Genomic DNA, 18,291 nt, shown 5'->3' on the forward strand with positions numbered 1-18,291 from the left:
ACGTCATGCCAGCGAGTGACGACCGTGACACTGCGCGGCTGGTTGCCTCGGAGACATGACGCAGCACCCCGCCACCGCGACCCTCCCGCAGGTCCCGCCCGCCGCCCTCTCCGAGCCCGCGATCGAGCAGGCCGCCTCTGCCAAGCACGAGCCCCTCGTCCGTCCGGCGGACCTGGTGTCGGCGCTCACGGGCGTCGCGCTCAGCTTCTTCTCCCTCTTCGTCTACGCCATCGCGCACTGGCAGTACTTCGGCACGGACGTCGACGAGGTGAGCGTCCTCGGCTGGCTCGCGCCGCTGATCGCCGGCGTCGCCTGCCTGCTGTCGGCCGTCGTGTCCGTCGGGGTCCGCGCCTCCGGGCGCCGCGCCGAGCGGACCGCGGCATGATCCCCGTCCTCGCCGGGCCCGGCCTCGAGGCCGCGGAGCAGCTCCTCGTCCGCGCCGGATGCCTCCGCCCCGAGCACCCGTGGGCGGCTGGTGCCGCCACGGAGGCCGCTCCGCGGATCGACTTCGCCGTCCTCGTCGAGCAGGCGTGCCTCCTCGACCTCTCGGAGGAGGCGGTCGCGCGCATCGCCGTGTCGCTCGCCACCGGCCGCCCCGTCGATCTGCGGAGCGCCTTCGGGCATCTCACGCGCGACCACGCCCGGCTCGTCATGACCGCGGTCGCCGCGGCCGCCGGGCACGACCGCGTGAGCAGCCGGATCCGCGTGGTCGGCGACGAGCGCCGGGTCGAGACGGCGCCGCCCCTGGCCGTCTGGCACTCCTGACCCCCGCCCGCCCCGATCGGGCGGGCGCGCTCGCCGATCCGACCCGGCGCTCCGCGTGCCTCCGATGCTCCAGGCAGGTGAGCCGTTCGGAGGTGCCGTGCCGCCGACCCGCGTCGCTACGGCCTTTCGGAGGTGCCCGGTTTAGGGTGTCCGTGTGCAACGAGTCGACGATTTCCCAGGAGCCGGACCGGTGGCGACCTCACCCGAATCCGGTGACCAGGGGGAGGCGTCCGCGCATCGGCTCTCCCCGACGGCGACCTCTCCCGTGCAGGTGACGAGCGGCGAGGCCGGCTACCAGGGCGGCAACGTGGCCGATCCGGTGTGGCAGTCGTGGCGCGACGAGCTCGCCAAGGTCGGCGGTCCGTCGCCCCTGCTCCACTTCGTGGACTCGCCCCGGACGCGCATCGAGCTCTCGACCACGCACCCCGGCGGGCTGCCCCCGTTCATCTCGGGCAAGACGACGCTCCTCTCCTCGCTCATCCGCGACGAGCTCGCCCTGCGCACCGCGAAGAACGCCGCGGGTGCGATCACCGACAAGGGGATCGAGCTGCGCTCGGTCCGCGGCATCGAGGGCGTCCACCTCGCCATCGGCCTCGCCCAGTGGCGCGCCGGCGACACGGAGTTCACCGCACCCGTGCTCCTGCGCCCGCTCGCCATCCGCCGCTACGGCCGCGACTTCGAGCTCAAGCTCAAGGGCCAGCCCTACTTCAATCCGCAGCTCGCGCGCGCCCTCAAGCAGCAGTTCGGCATCACGATCGACCCCGAGCAGTTCGTCGAGCTGGCCGTGCAGAACGGCGTCTTCAAGCCGCAGCCGGTCATCGACCAGTTGCGCGGCCTGACCTCGCACCTGCCGTGGTTCGCCGTGCACCCGCGCCTCGTGGTCTCGAGCTTCGCCGACGTGGCGGGCGACATGCTCCGCGACGCCCGGATGCTCGAGCACCCGGTCCTCGACGCCGTCGCCGGGAACCCGGCCGCCAAGCGGGCGCTGCAGCAGTCGCAGAAGGTGGCGTCGATCATCCCGCAGGACGAGCGTCCTCCGGCGACCGACAACCTCCTCCTCGACGCGGACGCCGAGCAGGAGCAGGTGATCGCGAACATCGCGGCCGGCAACTCGCTCGTCGTGAAGACCCTTCCCGGCACGGGCGGCACCCAGACCATCGTCAACGCGATCGGCGCCCTGGCCGCCCAGCACAAGCGCGTGCTGGTCGTCAGCGCCCGCCGGTCGAGCCTCGACAGCATCCACCAGCGCCTGCTCTCGGCGGGCCTGGGCGGCATCGCGGTCGGACCCCGCACGCTCCGCCGCGACCTCATCCAGTCGATCGGCCGCAACGAGAAGGCCGCGCGCCCCTCCGTCAGCGAGATCGACGACGCCCTGCTCCGGCTGCGGAAGGTGCTGCTCGACTACCGCGGCGCGCTCTCCCGGCGCGACGAGAGCTTCGGCGTCTCGGCGCTGCAGGCCCTCGAGGAGCTCGCCCGCCTCTCGCAGCTGCGGACGCCCCCGTCGACCGCCGCCCGCCTCGACCGCCGCTCCGTCACCGCTCTCGCGCACAGCCGCCCCGAGGCGACCCGGATGCTGATCGAGTCGGCGCGCCTGGGCGAGTTCCGCTACGGCCCGGGCGACTCGCCCTGGTACGGGGCCCAGTTCGACTCCACCGCCGACGCCGAGATCGCCCACGAGCTGGCCAAGCGACTGCACCTGCGCGACCTGCCGCGCCTGCTCGACCGCGCCCAGGACGTCATCGGCCAGACGCGGATGCGCCCGTTCGAGTCGGTCGCAGAGCTCGGCATCTACCTGCGTCTGCTTCAGGACGTCCGCGAGACGCTGGACAAGTTCCAGCCGGCCGTCTTCGACCGCTCGATCCAGGACCTCATCGTCGCCACCTCGCCGCGCCGCGAGGCCGCCGAGATGTCGTCCACCAACCGTCGGCGCCTGAAGAAGCTCGCCCGCGAGTACCTGCGTCCCGGCGCGCACGTCACCGACCTGAACGCGGCGCTCCGCCGGGTGCAGCAGCAGCGGACGCTGTGGCAGCGCTACGCGGTCGCCGGCACGATCCCCGAGGTCCCGGTCGGCGTCGCCGACGTGCAGGTGGCCTACCAGCAGGTGACCGACCAGCTGAGCCGTCTCGACGAGCCGCTCGGCCGACGCGGGACGAACCTGCAGCTCGCCTCGCTCCCTCTCGCCGAGCTGGCCTCGATGGTGTCCGGCCTCGCCGAGGACAGCGAGGTGCTCGCCAACCTCCAGGAGCGGACGACCCTCCTCGCCACCCTGCGCGACTGGGGCCTGGACCCGCTGCTCACCGATCTCTCGCGCCGCCACGTGCCGGCCGAGCTGGTCGCGGGCGAGCTGGACCTGGCCTGGTGGCGCTCGGCGCTCGAGATCATGCTGACCGACGAGCGTGCGCTGCTCGGCGGCAACACGAGCGTGCTCGACCGGCTCGAGGCCGACTTCAAGCTCGTCGACGAGGCGCACGCCGCCTCGAGCGCCGAGCTGCTGGCCTGGAAGCTCTCCGAGACCTGGAAGATCGGGCTCGTCGACTGGCCGCAGGAGCGCGACGCGCTGCGCGCGCTGCTGCGCACCGAGGCGGCGACGACCCCTCAGGAGCTGCAGAAGGCCGCTCCTCACCTCTCGCGCGTGCTGGCTCCGGCCTGGCTCGCCTCGCCGTACGAGGTGCACCGCATCGGCACCGAGACGACCTTCGACGCGGTGTTCCTCGTCGACGCCGGGGCGACCACGCTGGCCGAGAACGTCGGAGCGATCCGCCGGGCGAAGCAGGTCGTCGCGTTCGGCGACCCGGTCACGCAGACCCCCACTCCCTTCGGCCTGCGCGTCGACGAGACGCCGGAGTTCGGCTCCACCGCCTCGCGGACCGACGTGGAGGCGCTGCACGCCCAGTCGGCGCTCGCCCGACTCGGCGAGCTGCTCAACACCGTCACGCTCACCCGCAGCTACCGCGCGGGCGGCGAGGACCTGGCCGAGCTGGTCAACCGCCGCTTCTACGGCGGCCGCATCGACTCGCTGCCCTGGGCCGGCTCGTTCCTCGGACACGACTCGCTCCGCTTCCACTACATCGCGAGCGGGCACGGCATGCCCGAGAACGACTCCGGAGCCGTCGAGTCCGTCGACGCCGAGGTCGCGAAGGTGGTCGAGCTGGTGCTCGAGCACGCGGTGATCCGTCCGCGCGAGTCGCTGATGGTCATCACCGCGAGTCCTCGCCACGCCGTGCGGGTGCAGCAGGCGGTGCTGACGGCCTTCGCCAAGCGCACCGATCTGAGCGACTTCATCCTCGGCGACCGACCCGAGCCCTTCGCCGTCGTGACGCTGGAGCAGTCGGTCGCGCAGAGCCGCGACCGCGTCATCTTCTCGATCGGCTACGGCCGGACGCCCCACGGCCGCCTGCTGTCGAACTTCGGCGCTCTCGCGGAGCCGGGCGGAGAGCGCCTGCTGGCGGTCGGGATGACCCGTGCCCGCCGCTCGATGGACATCGTCTCGTGCTTCCGCCCGGGCGACATCGACGAGTCGCGCATGCGCTACGGCATGGTCGCGCTCGCGCAGGTGCTGCAGGAGGCGGAGGACCGCGTCCAGCCGAGCGACCGCGACGACTACTCGGAGCCGATGCTGGTGGATCTCGCCGCGCGCCTCGAGCGCCGCGGACTCCGGGTCAACATCGGGCACAAGGGCAAGCTGGCCCTCGTCGCCGCGCACGGGACCCGTGCCGTGGTGGTCGAGACCGACCGCGACGTGAGCACGCAGAGCCTGCGCGTGTCGCTGCGCCTGCGTCCGGAGCTGCTGCGCCGGCTGGGCTGGCACTACCTGCGGGTGCACAACTTCGAGCTGTTCGCCGACCCCGAGGCCGTGGCCGCGCGGGTGGCCGGGCTGATCGGTGCGACCGCGGGGGAGGAGCAGACCGCTGCTCCCGCCGCCGGCGAGGCTCCTGCTGCTCCTGCCGCTCCTGCCGCCGCCGCCGCTGCTCCCGCCGCTCCTGCTGCCGCCGCCGCTCCGGCGTCGGGGGAGACGCAGCCCGACGAGCCGCTGCCGCACGACTGATCGTGGCGCCGGATCCCGACGCCCCCGCGGGTGCCGACCGCCCGTTGCGGCGCACCCGCGGCGGCCGGCGGGCGACGCTCCCCGCGAAGCCCGGCACCGATCCGTCGCCGCACGATGCTCCGGTCGCCGACCCCTCCGCGCCGCCCGCGCGCCCCGACACCGGCCCGAACGACGCGCGCCTGCGCCAGGACGTCCCCCCGCACTACTGACGTCAGCCGGACCGGTCGGTTATCCGCGAGTCGAGACATGTCCCGTCGGCGACCTCGGACCTCACCCCGGCACACCCCTGCTCGACGAGCGACCACGTCACGCCGACGCCTGCCGACCGCTCACGTCGGGCCCGTCGACGGTGGCCGACCGCTTCTGTCCGGCGCCCGCAGACGACCGCTTCCTTCCGGTGCTCGCTGACCGACTGCTTCGGCCCGGCGCCCGCTGGCGACCGCGTGCGCCCAGCGCCCGGTGACCGACTGCTTCCGTCCAATGCCTGCTGACCGATCGCTTCCCGCCCGGTGCCCGGCGGTATCCGAGGAGCGCGTGGAGACAGGGCCGAGCAGTCCCCGTCGGAGACGCCGAAGGTCCCGTTCGGCGACCTCCCGAAGGTGCAGGTGCCGTCCGAAACGCGTGCCGACGTTTCGGACGCACCGTTCGCACAACGCTCTGCGAAGCGTTCCCCGATCGGGAAGCCGACCGCGGTCCTCTTCCGCCTCCGGCGGAAGGAGACAGAGCAACTCAGTCGACGTGCTTGCCGGAGTTCGCGGTGGTTGCGGTGCCGTTGTTGGCGAGCAGGTCGCGGATGTCGGCGAGGAGCTCGAGCTCGGTGGGGGCCTTGTCCTCCGCGGCGGGGGCGTCGGCGGCCTTCTTGGCGAAGGCAGCGTTCTTGAGGTGGTTGATCGGCAGGACGAACGCGAAGTAGAGGACGAAGGCGACGATCACGAACTGGATCAGGGCCGAGACGACCGAGCCGTAGGCGATGACGGTCGGGTCCTCGCCGTTCTCTCCCGGTCGGATGGGCCAGACCAGGGCCTCGAGGGAGGAGGCGTCGAAGATCACGCCGATGAGCGGGTTGAAGATCCCCGTCACGATCGCGTTGACGATGGTCGTGAAGGCGGCGCCGATGACCACGGCGACAGCCAGGTCGATGACGTTGCCGCGGAGGATGAACTCTTTGAAGCCGTTGATCATGTTCGTTCCGTTTCTGCCGTGAGCGGTGGGTGGCGGGTCAGCTCCCGGAGGAGGAACCCGAGGAGGAGGACCCGGAGGAGCCCGAGGACGACGAGGAGGAGGACGATCCGGAGCCCGAGGACCCCGAGCCGGACGAGGAGCCGCCCGAGCCCGATGAACCCGAGGATCCGGAGGAGGAGCCGCCCGATCCCGAGGAGCCCGACGACGAGTCGGATGAGCCGGAGCCGGATGCGCCCGAGCCGGACGAGCCGGCACCCGAGGAGGAGGAGCCGCCCTCGCTCGACTTCCCGCCGGAGCGGGAGTCGGTGCGGTAGAAGCCCGAGCCGTTGAAGGTCACGCCGACCGCGCTGAACACCTTGCGCAGCGCCCCCTGGCAGCTCGGGCACTCGGTGAGCGTGTCGTCGGTGAACTTCTGCTGGATGTCGAAGGCGTTGCCGCACTGCGTGCAGCGGTAGGAGTAGGTGGGCACAGGGGGCTCCTCGGAGGCGGGTGGGGGAGAAGGAGGACGGGGTCAGTGGCGCAGGTCGACGATGCCGGAGGGAGTGACGACTCCGTCGACGGCCTGGTCGTGGACCTCGCTGGGCACCCGGTCGACGAGCTCGCTGTCGAAGACGACGGCGTAGACCGGCGGGCACTTCTCCATCGAGCCGAGGGTCTTGTCGAAGTAGCCGCGCCCCCAGCCCATCCGCATCCCCTGCCGGTCGACGGTGGCGGCCGGGACGACGATGAGGTCGACGTCGTTGATCGCGATGGGGCCGAGCAGCTGCCCGACGGGCTCGGGCATGCCGAACAGGCCCTGGGTCTCGGTGTGGCCGTCGCCGACCGCCCAGTCGAGCAGGCCGTCCTGGCGCGAGACGGGGAAGAGGACGCGGATGCCGTGGCTCTCGGCCCAGCCCAGGAACGGCCGGGTGCTCGGCTCGTCCGGAGCGGAGAGGTAGCACGCGAGGGAGCGGGCCCCCACGCGGGTGGCGAGCTCGATCAGGTGGGCGGTGATCTGCTCCGCGGCCTGGTCGCGAGCGGTCGAGGTCTGCGTGCGGCGGCGCTCGCGCAGCTCGGCGCGCAGCGCCCGCTTCTCGTGCGTGATGTCGGCTGGCATGCGCTCAGTCTAGAACCGGGCCCCGCGCCGGCCTCCGCGCGGACGACCCTGAGGGACGCTCGTCCCGGACCGCCCCGGAACGGGGTCCGGCGCCTTCCGTCGCCGGTCCTGGCGCGAAACTCCCGCGACGTCCCCCGCCGCTAGGATGGCGCCCCATGGGCACTCGAATCCGCAAAGCAGTCATCCCCGCCGCAGGTCTCGGCACCCGCTTCCTGCCGGCGACGAAGGCCATCCCCAAGGAGATGCTGCCGGTCGTCGACAAGCCGGCGATCCAGTACGTGGTCGAGGAGGCGGCGGACGCCGGCCTCCAGGACGTGCTCGTGATCATCGGGCGCAACAAGAACGCGCTCGCCAACCACTTCGACTCGGTGCCCGAGCTCGAGCAGAACCTGTCCCAGAAGAAGGACGACAAGAAGCTCGAGCACGTCAAGTACGCCAGCGACCTCGCCGACGTGCACTTCGTCCGTCAGGGCGAGCCGAAGGGCCTCGGCCACGCGGTCTCCCGTGCGCAGCGCCACGTCGGTGACGAGCCCTTCGCCGTGCTCCTCGGCGACGACCTGATCGACGCCCGCGACCCGCTGCTCTCCCGCATGATCGACGTCGCCGAGCAGCGCGACACCACGGTCGTCGCGCTGCTCGAGGTCGACCCCGACCAGATCCACCTCTACGGCTGCGCGGCGGTCGAGGCGACCGACGAGGACGACGTGGTGCGGATCACCGGGCTGGTCGAGAAGCCCTCCAAGGAGGACGCCCCCTCGAACCTCGCGATCATCGGCCGCTACGTGCTGAAGCCCGACGTGTTCGGCGTGCTCGAGCACACCGCTCCGGGCAAGGGCGGCGAGATCCAGCTGACCGACGCGCTGGAGCGCATGGCCCAGGACCCGGCCGAGTTCGGCGGCGTCTACGGCGTCGTGTTCCGCGGCCGCCGCTACGACACCGGCGACAAGCTCGACTACATCAAGGCGATCGTGCAGCTCGCCTCCGACCGCGACGACCTCGGCAAGGACCTCAAGCCCTGGCTGAAGGACTTCGTCGCCGGCCTCTGAGCCCCGGCGAGCGCGCCTCCGGAACGGACGGGACCCCCTGCTGCGGCACGGGATCCCGTCCGTTCCTCCGTTCCCCGAGAGCACGGAACGCCGCGGAGTCCAGTCCCCCTCCCGCAGTGCGGCGGAGCAGTAGGGTCGCATCATGCCGCTCCCGATCCCGACACTCACCGAGGGTCGTGTCACCGTCCGCCCCATCCGCGTGCGCGACGCCCGCCCTCTCGAGCGGGAGCTGATCGCGAACCGGTCGTGGCTGCGCCAGTGGGAGGCGTCCGACCCCCGGGGAGGCGCCGCGTTCGACGTGCGCGCCAGCATCCGCTCGCTGCAGCAGAACGCGCGGGCCGGCGGGGGAGTGCCGTTCCTCATCGACTGGGACGGCGAGCTCGCCGGGCAGCTCAACATCTCGAACATCGGGTACGGCTCGCTCTCCTCCGGGTCGATCGGCTACTGGGTGTCCGAGCGCTATGCCGGGCGGGGGATCACTCCGATCGCCGTGGCCCTCGCGGCCGACCACGCCTTCCTCGACCTGGGCCTGCACCGGATCGAGATCTGCATCCGCCCGGAGAACCGGCCGAGCCTGCGCGTGGTCGAGAAGCTCGGTTTCCGCTACGAGGGCCTGCGGCGGCGCTTCATCCACATCAACGGCGACTGGCGCGACCACTTCTGCTTCGCCCTCGTGGCGGAGGAGGTGCCCCGCGGCGTGCTCCGCCGCTACCTCGACGGGCAGGTCCCGTCGGAGGTCGGCGTGCCGACCGACGCGGACCTCCGCGCCTCGCGCCGCTCGGGTCTCTCCGGACCCTCCGACGGCGCCGGTGTCCCTCCGACGGGGCCCCGGCTGATCCGCGATCCGCACGGACACACCTACCCGTAATGACGGACGGGAGTGCCCGGTGCTCCTAGCGTTGTCCGCATGAGTAGCGACTGGCTGGGCGGGGGCGTCGTCTGGGCGCTCGCCGCCGTTCTGTGGGTCGCCTATTTGATCCCCACGTGGATGCGCAGGCGGTCGTACAACGCGACCGAGCGCAACGCGGTGAGGCTGCAGCAGACGCTGCGGATCCTCGCCGAGACCGCGGAAGTGCCCGAGCACGTGCGTGCGGAGGCGACGGCCCGCGAGGTGGCGCTGCAGCAGCGCCGGCTCCGGGTGACCGAGACACGACGACGAGCCGAAGAGAAGGCACAGGCGATGGAGCTGGCACAGGCGGAGAAGGCGGCGCGCGACGCGCTGCGACGGGCGACCGCGAGCGCACGGCGGAGCACGCGGTCAGGGCCCTCGGTCCTGCGCTGGCGCCAGGGCGCCGCGCTGGCCGTGCTGGTCGGGGCGGTCGCCGCGCTGGTCGGGCTCGTGATGCTGCCGTTCGGAGGCACGGGTGCGGTGCCGCTCGTCGGCCTGCTCCTCGCCGTCGCGGGGCTCGGCACGCTGATCCTGCTCGCGCCGGGTCGCCGCCGCGCCGCCGCTCCGGCCGCGACAGCGACGACGGCCGCCGCGACCGAGCGCCGGCGCGCCGAGGTCTTCGAGGCCGAGCTCGCCGAGGAGGCCGCGGACGACGCCTCCGAGGAGCTCGCCGAGGACCGTGCGAGCTGGACGCCGCAGCCGCTCCCCAAGCCGCTCTACCTGTCCCGGGGCACGGTCGCCGCCTCCGCGATGGCGTCGATCGACGCCGTGGAGCGCCTGCGCACCGCCGCGGCGGAGGCGGAGCTCGCCCAGCGCGCCGCCGCGACCGCTCCCGAAGTGGCGCCGTTGCGCGTCCCGCGTGCCGCCGCTCCCGCTCCCGAGGCCCCGCGTCCCTCCTCCCGCTTCGCCGCCATGGGCGTCGTGGACGGCGTCGACGCGATCGACCTCGACCAGGCGCTGCAGCGCCGCCGCGGGGCCTGACGCGAGTGCGAGGCGCCTGCTCGTCCGTGCTAGTGTGGACGAGTTGTTCGGTCCGGTGACGGCTCGGAAGGCACGGGTCCGTGGCGCAGTTGGTAGCGCGCTTCGTTCGCAATGAAGAGGTCAGGGGTTCGAATCCCCTCGGATCCACCACCACAGAAGGCCCGCTCGAGAGAGCGGGCCTTCTGCTTTGTGCCGGCGGCCGGATCGGGAACCTCGCCTGTTCGGCGGGTCGACCGCCTCGCGGCCTCGACGCGCTCGTCGGCGGAGGAGTGGTCCGTTCGATCGGCACTCGGTACTAGGCGTCTCCGCCGATCCTGGCTCGACCGCCGAGGACGGCGACTCCTGTCGAGACTCCGGCGACTGCGACCATCGCGACGATGCCCAGTGCCCGGAGCACGAACGCCTTGTGCTCCGAATCCTTGAGTGCTTCGTCGTCGATCGCTTCTTTGAACAGCCGAAGGACCGAGTAGCGGTCCGCCGCGCTCAGGGTGTCACGATCCAGTTCGCGGTTCAGGACGGCGCGGTACTCGGCGAAGGCCCTATGAACCTTCTTCTGACTCTTCCAGTTGGCTCGAACGGCTGAACTCGCCTGATCTCGCACTTCACTGAACGAGTCGAGGACGAGATTCTTGAAATCCGGGAACTGCTCGACGACCTTCAGGGCGAGCTCCTCGCTCATGTTCGGCAGCTCGGATGCGAACGCGATGAACTTCTCTTTCGACAGATTCCTCCAGGAGTCGATACCGATCCTCTGCTTGAGATCGTCCTCGTTCGAGTAGTCCATGCTGATCCTTCTTCCCTCCACGGCGACGGCCGATCATCGCCTCAGAGTATCGAGGAGGAGCCGTCGGTCCACGTGCTCTCCGGGCGGGAGAGCGCGCGGGCCGGTCGTGCAGGTCCTGACGATCGGGCGCCTGAAGCTGTGGGCCGCCCGCCTCCGCGCGTCCTCCTTGTCCCCCATCCGGGCCGCGCCGGACGGGAGCCGTTCTCCTCCGGTCCGTCGGGGGATCCGCGGCGACGTACGCTCGCCCCTCGTGCTCTCGCAGCACGCGAGGCACTCGAACGATGGACGACCAGGGGACGGGACGACATGGGGACCACAGCACACAGGGCACGGCGGAGAGCGGCAGGGGTCGGCGCGGGGGCGATCGCGCTCCTGGCGGGGCTCCTGGCGGCACCGCCGGCGCAGGCGTCCGGGACGCAGACGCTGCTCGCGCTCGGCGACTCGATCACGCGCGCGGCGACGACCTGCGGGGTGAACCGCGACTGCGTCGAGAACTCCTGGGCGACGGGATCGGCGCCCGCGGTCGACTCGATCGCGAGCCGGATGGCGGCGGCGGATCCGCGGACGGCGGTCCGCGCGGTGAACTACGCGAAGTCGGGTGCGGTCATCAGCGGAGTCGAGTCGCGGATCGACGCCGCGGTCGCGGCCGGGGAGGAGTCGGACGTGGTCACGCTGCTGATCGGCGGCAACGACCTCTGCTCGCTGAGCCTCTCGCCCGACTCCCGCGACGGCTACGCGATGACGCCCGCGGCCTCCTTCGCCGCGTCGGCGACCCGGATCCTGCGCTCGATCGGCGAGGAGTGGCCGGAGGCGACGGTGCTCGTCGGCTCGGTCCCGGACATCGAGTCGGAGTGGGAGGCCGTGAAGCCGACGCCGGGCGCCGCGATCTGGGCCTGGGGCGGGGTCTGCCGGACCCAGCGCGGAGTCGACGCCACGACCGGAGCCCCGCTGACCGGCTCGGCCTACACCGCCTCGCTCGCGGCGGCGGAGGACCGGGAGGCCGCCTTCAACGAGGCACTGGAATCGGCCTGCGCGTCCGCCGCGAACGACTGCGTCTGGGACGGCGGTGCCCTCACGGCGGCTCCGATCTCGCTCGACCAGCTCTCGACGGACGTCGACTACTTCCACCCGAACGTCGCCGGCCAGGCGATGATCGCGGAGGAGCTGTGGACGGCCTGGGGCCTCGGCGACGAACCGGCTCCGAACCCGACCCCGACTCCCACGTCGGCGCCCACCGCGGCTCCTGCTCCGGCACCCACGGGCTCGCCCGCGCCGTCGCGCGACACGACGGCTCCGAAGACCGTCATCACCGCGCCGACGAGCGGATCGACGGTGCGCGGCTCTGTCACCCTGGTCGCCACCGCCAAGGACGACGTCGGCACGACGAAGCTGAGCTTCTGGAGCGGAGCCACGCGGCTGGGCGACGCGACGAGGGCGTCGGACGGCACGTGGCGCCTGACTGTCTCGGCCTCCTCCTACCCGGCCGGGCGGTACGCGATCGTCGCGCACGCCTACGACGCCGCAGGGAACCTCGGGCGGAGCTCTTCGATCACCCTCAAGCGCTGAGCGGCTGAGGGGGCCGTCCGTCACCGGCCCCCTCAGCCCCGCGCGACGAGCAGCACGTCGGGACGATCCCAGTTCTCGACGGTCTGCAGCACCCAGAAGATCCCGAAGAGGGCCAGCGCGACGGCCTCGCCGAGCAGGAGCCACTGCTCGCCGAGAAGTTCCGCTCCCCGCCCCGTGAGAAGCAGGAGCACCAGCGCCGCATCGACCGCGGCGATCAGCACCGCGAGAACGGCGTAGCAGCGGGAGTAGAAGCGCGGCGTCCCCGGCCCGCTCGCTCCCTCCTCGCGCACCGCGACGGCGTGCAGACCCGCGGTGACGGCGATGAGGAGGAAGAAGACGCCGGCGGCGGCGTAGTGGCCGAGCCGCAGGAACGACGGGAGCGTGCTCCAGGCCGCCAGAGCGATCAGGAGGGCGGCGGCGATCGCGGTGCGGACGAGCGCCCAGCGGTCGAGGACCCGGTCGAGGGCGAGCAGGATCACGGAGGCGACGAGGACGGCCGCGGCCGTGACCAGGTAGGCGGGCAGGGAGGCGGCGACCTCACCCGCGGCCGTCGCGGGAAGGCACGACGCCCCTCCCGCCGGGCACACCGCTCCCTGGAGGCGCTGCAGCTCCTCCGAGGCGAGGGGCACCGGCACGATCGCGATGACCGGCGCCGTCATGCCCGCCAGCAGCAGGAGGAAGCGCCGCACGCTCCTCCCGGCGAGGACGACCAGCGCGACGCCGACCGCGAAGAGCGCCCCGGTGAAGAGGGAGCGGACCGGGGTGTAGTACGAGGCGCTGATCGAGCGCAGCGGGCCTCCGACGACGAGCTGGTGGACGAGGCCGGCCGTGAGGAGCATCACGGCCGCCACCAGGGAGAGGCGGACGTAGCGGTAGGTGCGGAGGGAGGAGACGGCGCCGCCCCCGCCCAGCGCGTCGCCGCGGGCCACCCGGCTACTCCGCGCGCAGGCCGGAGGAGGCGAGGGCGAAGTCGACGTCGATGCGGATCGCGACGCGGAGGGAGTTCGGGCGCGGGGTGCGGTAGCGCTGGGAGTAGAGCTCGACGGCGTGCTGCACGGCGTCCGGCTCCTCCTCGATCGTCGCCGGACCGCCCAGGCTCAGCCACCGGATGCCGTCGACCTGCCCGACCGTCGCGGTGCCGCCCCGCCGGACGTTGAGCACCTTCTGGCTCTCGCGGGAGGTGATGACGCGGACGACGCCGTCCTCGTAGGTGAAGCCCACGGCGACCACGTGCAGGCGGCCCTGGCGGCCGGGGGTGGAGAGGGTGGCCAGGTGGCGCTCGGTGACGAAGGCGAGGCCGTCGGCGCTCAGGATGCTCATCCCGCGAGCGTAGCCGGAGGCGCCGACGCGCTCCTGGGGGCGGACCGCCGGTCAGTCCTCGAGGATCAGCGCCTCGCCCTGGCCGCCTCCGCCGCAGAGCGCGGCGACGCCGAGCCCGCCGCCCCGGCGACGGAGGGCCAGCGCCAGGTGCAGGGCCAGCCGTGCTCCGGAGGCGCCCACCGGGTGGCCGAGCGCGATCGCCCCGCCGTCGAGGTTGACCGTCTCGGGCTCGACGCCGAGATCGTCCGCCGACTGGAGGACGACGGAGGCGAACGCCTCGTTGATCTCGATCAGGTCCAGGTCGGACACCGCTGCACCGCGGCGGCCGAGCGCCCGGAGGATCGCCGCCGACGGCTGCGAGTGGAGGGAGTTGTCCGGTCCGGCGACCTGCCCGTGCTCGGCGACGGTCGCGAGCCAGGGCAGTCCCCGCTCGCGGGCCCAGCCGCGGGACACGACGACCAGCGCGGCGGCACCGTCGGTGATCGGGGACGAGCTGCCCGCCGTGATCGTGCCCTCGGGCGAGAACGCGGGGGCCAGCCGGGCGAGCGTCTCTACCGTGCTGTCCTCCCGGATCCCGTCGTCGGCGGACACGACGAGGTCCGGTCCGCGCCGCTGCGGAACCGCGACCGGCATGATCTCCTCGGCGAGCACGCCGGTGGACCGTGCCGCGGCGGCCCGCTGGTGCGAGAGCGCGGCGAAGGCGTCCTGGCGCTCGCGGCGGATGCCCCGTGCGGCGTTGCCGTCGTCGGTCACCCTCCCCATCAGGCGGCGGTCGAACGGATCGAGCAGGCCGTCGTGGAGGAGTGCGTCCTCGAGCGGACGCGGACCGACACCCAGGCCCGAGCGGGATCCGAGCAGGAGGTGCGGCGCGTTGGTCATCGACTCCTGCCCTCCGGCGACGACCACCTGCGCCTCGCCGAGCCGGATCATCCGCGCCGCGTCGATCACCGCGGTGAGACCCGACAGGCAGAGCTTGTTGATCGTGACCGCCGGGACGTCCCAGCCCAGGCCCGCGAGGACCGCGGCCTGCCGGGCGGGGCCCTGACCGGCTCCGGCCTGGATCACCTGGCCGAGCACGACCGCGTCGACGTCGGCCGCGGAGGCGCCCGAGCGCTCGAGAGCCCCTCGGATGGCAGCGGCGCCGAGCTCGACGCCCGAGAGCGGCGCGAAGGCTCCGGAGAAGCGGGCGAACGGGGTGCGGGCGCCCCCCAGGATCACGGGGGTGGTGTCGTCAGTGGACACGGGGACTCCTTCTCGACGGTGAGAGCGGGGGAAGCGGTGGGGAGACGGATGCCGGATGCCGGCCCGGGTCAGGGAACGAGCAGGATCTTCCCGCGGACGTGGCCGTCCTCGCTGAGCCGATGCGCCTCGGCGGCCTGCTCGAGCGGGAGGCGCGGACCGGTCGCGACCGCGAAGCGCCCCTCGCTCGCCAGCCGGGCGGCGAGCGGCACGCCCTCGCGGCGGAGGCGCTGCTCCTTTTCGGTCAGCGGCACGGGACTGCCGCCGCTCCAGGCCCGGATGCCCAGCTCTGCCGCACGAGGGCCGGCGACCACCGTTCCGACGTGCTGCGGATACGCCACCAGCGCGAGCGAGGCGGCGAGCGCCTCGTCCGTCCCGGCCGCGTCGAGCACGCGGTCGACGCCCTCGGGCGCTGCGGCGCGCAGCCGCTCGAGCAGTCCGGGCCCGTAGGCGACCGGCACCGCTCCGAGCGCGCGCAGCGCCTCGTGGTTCGCCGGGCTCGCCGTGGCGATCACCCGGGCTCCGCGGTCGACGGCGAACTGGATCGCCGCCCGGCCGACCGCTCCGGCGCCCGCGTGGACGACGAACGTCGATCCCTCCGCGACGCCGAGCGAGACCACCGCCTGGTAGGCGGTGGAGACCGGGATGCCGAGCGCGGCCGCCTCCTCGAAGCCGAGTCCGTCGGGGAGCGGATCGAGGGAGTCGGGGGAGACCGCGACGGCGGTCGCGTAGGTGCCGGTGGCGCCGCTGACGATGACCCGGTCGCCGACGCTCCAACCGGCCACTCCCGGACCGACGGCGGAGACCACGCCGGAGCCGTCCGACCCGAGCCTCCGCGGACCGTCGAACGGCGGGCTCGGGCGCAGGCCGGAGCGCACCTTCCACTCGATCGGGTTCACGCCGGCCGCGCGGACGGCGACCACCACGATTCCGGGCCCCGCCTCGGGTTCCGGCGCCTCGACGGTCTCGAGCACCTCGGGCCCGCCGATCCGCTCGTACTGCACGATCCTCGCCATGTCGTCCTCCTCCTCGCGGGCCACCGCCCGCTCCGGTCGCCTCAGTCCAGCAGACTCTCGCGCACCTGGCGGCGCAGCACCTTGCCGATCAGCGAGGTCGGCAGCTCGTCCACCGGGACGATCCGCCTGGGCACCTTGTAGGGCGTCAGGTGCAGCCGGCAGAAGTCGCGCAGCGCCTCCGGATCCACGGCCGTCCCGGCCCGCAGGACCACGGCCGCCGCGACGCTCTCGCCGCCGTCCTCGCGGGGGAGCCCGACGACGGCCGCGCGCGTCACGTCCGGGTGCGACTCCAGCACTCCCTCGACCTCGGAGGGGGAGACGTTGAAGCCGCCGGTGATGATGAGCTCCTTGGCCCGGTCGACGATCGTCACGAAGCCGTCGGCCGAGACGGTCGCGATGTCGCCCGTGCGCAGCCAGCCGCCGGGGAGGAGGGCCTCGGCCGTCTCCTCCGGCCGCTTCCAGTACCCCTGGAACACCTGCGGCCCCCGGAGCAGGAGCTCGCCGGACTCGCCCGGGCCGCGGTCGACCGACGGATCGGCGGGGTCGACGAGGCGGATCGTCGTGCTAGGGAACGGCACGCCCACCGTGCCGGGCCGGCGGGTCGGGCCGACCGGGTTGCCGAGGGCGACCGGCGAGCTCTCGGTCATTCCGTAGCCCTCGACCAGGAGTCCCCGGCTCGCGCGCTCCCAGCGGTCGACCGTCGCGACCGGCAGGCTCATCGCTCCCGAGATCGCGAAGCGGATGCCGCGCAGGTCGAGCTCGTGGCGCTCGGAGGCGCGGGCCAGCGCGTCGTACACGGGCGGCACCGCGGGGAGGAAGGTGGGCGGCGACGACTTCGCGGCCGCCTTCACGAGGCCGACGTCGAAGGTCGGGAACAGCACGACCTTCGCGCCGATGCTGATCGCGAAGGTCAGGCACAGCGTCAGCCCGTAGGCGTGGAACAGGGGGAGCACCGCGTAGAACGTCTCGTCGCCCTCGCGCAGGCCCGGCACCCAGGCGCGGCCCTGCAGGGCGTTCGCGCGGAGGTTCGCGTGCGAGAGGATCGCGCCCTTGGGTGTGCCGGTGGTGCCGCTCGTGTACTGCAGCAGGGCCGTGTCGCCGAGGACCGGGCGCGGGTGCGAGCGCGCGATGCGGCGGTTCTTCAGCAGCGACGCGAAGGGCACCAGGGAGCGGCTGCGGGGGGTCGCGGTCAGCTTCTCGCGCGACCGGCGCACCGACGGCAGGGGGAGCCGGAGCGCCAGGCGCTTGCCGAGCGGGAAGGAGCGGGTGAGGTCGACGGAGACGACGCGCTCGATACCCAGGTCGGCGGGCATGGTCGCGACGACGTCGGCGATCTTGTCCCAGACGACCGCGAACCGGGCGCCGTGGTCCTCGAACTGCCGCCGCAGCTCGCGCGGCGTGTAGAGCGGGTTGTGCTCGACCACGATCGCTCCGAGGCGGAGAGCGGCGTAGAACGCCACCACGTGCTCCGGGCAGTTCGGGAGCACCAGCGCGACGCGGTCGCCGGCGCGCACGCCGAGGCGCCGCAGGCCCTCCGCCGCGCGCGCGACCTGCTCGCCGAGCTCGGCGTAGCTGGTCTCGGCGCCGAAGAACTCGAGGGCGGTGCCGCGGCGGTACCGCGCGACCGAGTCCTCGAGCAGGTCGACGAGGGTCTGGGTGGGAGGGTCGATCTCGGCGGGCACGCCCTCCGCGTAGGAGGTCAGCCACGGCTTCGTCGCCAGGTTCGAGGATCCGGAGGTCACGGGCCGAGTATCGGGCACCCGCCTCCGCACTTCCTCCGAGGCGCGCGGAGGGGGTGCCGCGCCGGGCGCGGGAGCGGCAGGCTGGCGGCATGAGCGCAGCCATCGACCTCCTCCGCGACGCCTTCGGCCGGGTGCACGAGAACGTGCACGCCGTCCTCGACGACAGCACCCCCGATCAGCTCGCGTTCCGCGCGGACGCCCGCTCGAACTCGCCCGCCTGGCTCGTCTGGCATCTCGTCCGGGTGCAGGACGACCACCTCGCCCCGCTCGCCGGCCACGAGCAGGTGTGGACGGCCGACGGCTTCCACGGCCGGTCCGGCCTGCCCTTCGGGCCCGACGAGACCGGCTACGGGCAGGAGCCGGCCGAGGTGGCGGCGCTCGCCGCGGTGCCGGCCGCGCTGCTCGCGGAGTACGCCGACGCCGTGCACCGGCAGACGCTCGCCCTCCTCGACACGCTCGGCGACGAGGACCTCGAGCGCGTCGTCGACGAGCAGTGGGATCCGCCGGTGACCCTCGGGGTGCGGCTGGTCTCGGTGATCGACGACGACACGCAGCACGTCGGCCAGGCCGCGTACGCGAAGGGTCTCGCCGAGCGCTCGGCGCGCTGAGCCCGGCCTCTA

The 18,291-nt window shown here is 73.1% G+C and carries 18 protein-coding genes and 1 tRNA gene; 10 read left to right on the plus strand and 9 right to left on the minus strand.

Annotated elements, in window-relative coordinates; genetic code table 11:
- Positions 1-55: 55 nt before the first annotated feature.
- The 4 genes from C5B98_RS00325 (at position 56) to C5B98_RS16750 (ending at position 5,019) form a co-directional block, all read left to right on the plus strand.
- Positions 56-385, plus strand: coding sequence for a hypothetical protein (locus C5B98_RS00325; protein WP_104327096.1), 330 nt, complete (start codon positions 56-58; stop codon positions 383-385).
- Positions 382-765 (plus strand): hypothetical protein, encoded by a 384-nt coding sequence (locus C5B98_RS00330; protein ID WP_104268384.1) that lies wholly within the window; start codon positions 382-384, stop codon positions 763-765. The genes C5B98_RS00325 and C5B98_RS00330 overlap by 4 nt, the downstream gene beginning before the upstream one ends.
- A gap of 190 nt (positions 766-955) precedes the next feature.
- Positions 956-4,810, plus strand: coding sequence for a DEAD/DEAH box helicase (locus tag C5B98_RS00335; protein ID WP_374953042.1), 3,855 nt, complete (start codon positions 956-958; stop codon positions 4,808-4,810).
- A 2-nt stretch (positions 4,811-4,812) separates the two neighbouring features.
- On the plus strand, positions 4,813-5,019 hold the full coding sequence (locus C5B98_RS16750) for a hypothetical protein (protein WP_104232858.1): 207 nt from the start codon (positions 4,813-4,815) through the stop codon (positions 5,017-5,019).
- A 520-nt stretch (positions 5,020-5,539) separates the two neighbouring features.
- Here the strand turns inward: C5B98_RS16750 and mscL are convergent.
- The 3 genes from mscL to C5B98_RS00350 are packed head-to-tail and all read right to left on the minus strand — an operon-like array spanning position 5,540 to position 7,088.
- On the minus strand, positions 5,540-5,992 hold the full coding sequence (mscL, locus tag C5B98_RS00340) for a large conductance mechanosensitive channel protein MscL (protein ID WP_181027096.1): 453 nt from the start codon (positions 5,990-5,992) through the stop codon (positions 5,540-5,542).
- A gap of 37 nt (positions 5,993-6,029) precedes the next feature.
- On the minus strand, positions 6,030-6,461 hold the full coding sequence (locus tag C5B98_RS00345) for an FmdB family zinc ribbon protein (RefSeq protein ID WP_104223220.1): 432 nt from the start codon (positions 6,459-6,461) through the stop codon (positions 6,030-6,032).
- Positions 6,462-6,503: 42 nt separating this feature from the next.
- Positions 6,504-7,088, minus strand: coding sequence for a 5-formyltetrahydrofolate cyclo-ligase (locus C5B98_RS00350; RefSeq protein WP_104223219.1), 585 nt, complete (start codon positions 7,086-7,088; stop codon positions 6,504-6,506).
- A gap of 155 nt (positions 7,089-7,243) precedes the next feature.
- On the opposite strand from C5B98_RS00350, the gene galU reads away from it, so the two are divergent.
- From galU to C5B98_RS00370, 4 genes are all read left to right on the plus strand, one after another.
- Complete coding sequence (gene galU, locus C5B98_RS00355; protein WP_104223218.1) at positions 7,244-8,134, plus strand: UTP--glucose-1-phosphate uridylyltransferase GalU; 891 nt, start codon at positions 7,244-7,246, stop codon at positions 8,132-8,134.
- A 142-nt stretch (positions 8,135-8,276) separates the two neighbouring features.
- Positions 8,277-9,002 carry a GNAT family N-acetyltransferase gene (locus tag C5B98_RS00360; RefSeq protein ID WP_104223217.1) on the plus strand — a complete coding sequence of 242 codons (726 nt, stop codon included), beginning with the start codon at positions 8,277-8,279 and terminating at the stop codon, positions 9,000-9,002.
- Between the two features lie 39 nt (positions 9,003-9,041).
- The gene (locus tag C5B98_RS00365; RefSeq protein ID WP_104223216.1) at positions 9,042-10,004 is read left to right on the plus strand and encodes a hypothetical protein; all 963 of its coding nucleotides are present in this window, start codon (positions 9,042-9,044) and stop codon (positions 10,002-10,004) included.
- Between the two features lie 74 nt (positions 10,005-10,078).
- Positions 10,079-10,154: transfer RNA gene (locus tag C5B98_RS00370), tRNA-Ala, on the plus strand.
- A gap of 145 nt (positions 10,155-10,299) precedes the next feature.
- Here the strand turns inward: C5B98_RS00370 and C5B98_RS00375 are convergent.
- On the minus strand, positions 10,300-10,788 hold the full coding sequence (locus C5B98_RS00375; protein ID WP_104226443.1) for a hypothetical protein: 489 nt from the start codon (positions 10,786-10,788) through the stop codon (positions 10,300-10,302).
- A 306-nt stretch (positions 10,789-11,094) separates the two neighbouring features.
- Between C5B98_RS00375 and C5B98_RS00380 the strand changes: the two genes are divergently transcribed.
- Positions 11,095-12,354 carry a GDSL-type esterase/lipase family protein gene (locus tag C5B98_RS00380; RefSeq protein ID WP_104327097.1) on the plus strand — a complete coding sequence of 420 codons (1,260 nt, stop codon included), beginning with the start codon at positions 11,095-11,097 and terminating at the stop codon, positions 12,352-12,354.
- 32 nt (positions 12,355-12,386) lie between these two features.
- On the opposite strand, the gene C5B98_RS00385 is transcribed toward C5B98_RS00380, so the two are convergent.
- The 5 genes from C5B98_RS00385 to C5B98_RS00405 form a co-directional block, all read right to left on the minus strand.
- Positions 12,387-13,283, minus strand: a complete 897-nt coding sequence (locus C5B98_RS00385) for a hypothetical protein (RefSeq protein WP_104327098.1) — start codon at positions 13,281-13,283, stop codon at positions 12,387-12,389.
- A 4-nt stretch (positions 13,284-13,287) separates the two neighbouring features.
- On the minus strand, positions 13,288-13,674 hold the full coding sequence (locus tag C5B98_RS00390) for a pyridoxamine 5'-phosphate oxidase family protein (RefSeq protein WP_104226440.1): 387 nt from the start codon (positions 13,672-13,674) through the stop codon (positions 13,288-13,290).
- A 51-nt stretch (positions 13,675-13,725) separates the two neighbouring features.
- Positions 13,726-14,916 (minus strand): acetyl-CoA C-acyltransferase, encoded by a 1,191-nt coding sequence (locus tag C5B98_RS00395; RefSeq protein WP_104327099.1) that lies wholly within the window; start codon positions 14,914-14,916, stop codon positions 13,726-13,728.
- Between the two features lie 68 nt (positions 14,917-14,984).
- On the minus strand, positions 14,985-15,929 hold the full coding sequence (locus tag C5B98_RS00400) for an NADP-dependent oxidoreductase (RefSeq protein ID WP_104327168.1): 945 nt from the start codon (positions 15,927-15,929) through the stop codon (positions 14,985-14,987).
- 41 nt (positions 15,930-15,970) lie between these two features.
- The gene (locus C5B98_RS00405; RefSeq protein ID WP_104223210.1) at positions 15,971-17,671 is read right to left on the minus strand and encodes a long-chain-fatty-acid--CoA ligase; all 1,701 of its coding nucleotides are present in this window, start codon (positions 17,669-17,671) and stop codon (positions 15,971-15,973) included.
- A gap of 89 nt (positions 17,672-17,760) precedes the next feature.
- Between C5B98_RS00405 and C5B98_RS00410 the strand changes: the two genes are divergently transcribed.
- Positions 17,761-18,279 carry a DinB family protein gene (locus C5B98_RS00410; RefSeq protein WP_104223209.1) on the plus strand — a complete coding sequence of 173 codons (519 nt, stop codon included), beginning with the start codon at positions 17,761-17,763 and terminating at the stop codon, positions 18,277-18,279.
- The last annotated feature ends 12 nt before the right edge of the window (positions 18,280-18,291 follow it).

Origin of the sequence: Rathayibacter sp. AY1A5 (genome assembly GCF_002930875.1) — a bacterium.
Lineage (GTDB): Bacteria > Actinomycetota > Actinomycetes > Actinomycetales > Microbacteriaceae > Rathayibacter.

Bases quoted from the DNA above. Each gene is read 5' to 3' on its own strand.
- C5B98_RS00330 (WP_104268384.1), top strand. From the start codon at position 382: ATGATCCCCGTCCTCGCCGGGCCCGGCCTCGAGGCCGCGGAGCAGCTC.
- C5B98_RS00380 (WP_104327097.1), top strand. From the start codon at position 11,095: ATGGGGACCACAGCACACAGGGCACGGCGGAGAGCGGCAGGGGTCGGC.
- C5B98_RS00365 (WP_104223216.1), top strand. From the start codon at position 9,042: ATGAGTAGCGACTGGCTGGGCGGGGGCGTCGTCTGGGCGCTCGCCGCC.
- mscL (WP_181027096.1), bottom strand. From the start codon at position 5,992: ATGATCAACGGCTTCAAAGAGTTCATCCTCCGCGGCAACGTCATCGAC.
- C5B98_RS00390 (WP_104226440.1), bottom strand. From the start codon at position 13,674: ATGAGCATCCTGAGCGCCGACGGCCTCGCCTTCGTCACCGAGCGCCAC.
- C5B98_RS00400 (WP_104327168.1), bottom strand. From the start codon at position 15,929: ATGGCGAGGATCGTGCAGTACGAGCGGATCGGCGGGCCCGAGGTGCTC.
- C5B98_RS00360 (WP_104223217.1), top strand. From the start codon at position 8,277: ATGCCGCTCCCGATCCCGACACTCACCGAGGGTCGTGTCACCGTCCGC.
- C5B98_RS00375 (WP_104226443.1), bottom strand. From the start codon at position 10,788: ATGGACTACTCGAACGAGGACGATCTCAAGCAGAGGATCGGTATCGAC.
- C5B98_RS00410 (WP_104223209.1), top strand. From the start codon at position 17,761: ATGAGCGCAGCCATCGACCTCCTCCGCGACGCCTTCGGCCGGGTGCAC.
- C5B98_RS00325 (WP_104327096.1), top strand. From the start codon at position 56: ATGACGCAGCACCCCGCCACCGCGACCCTCCCGCAGGTCCCGCCCGCC.
- C5B98_RS00350 (WP_104223219.1), bottom strand. From the start codon at position 7,088: ATGCCAGCCGACATCACGCACGAGAAGCGGGCGCTGCGCGCCGAGCTG.
- galU (WP_104223218.1), top strand. From the start codon at position 7,244: ATGGGCACTCGAATCCGCAAAGCAGTCATCCCCGCCGCAGGTCTCGGC.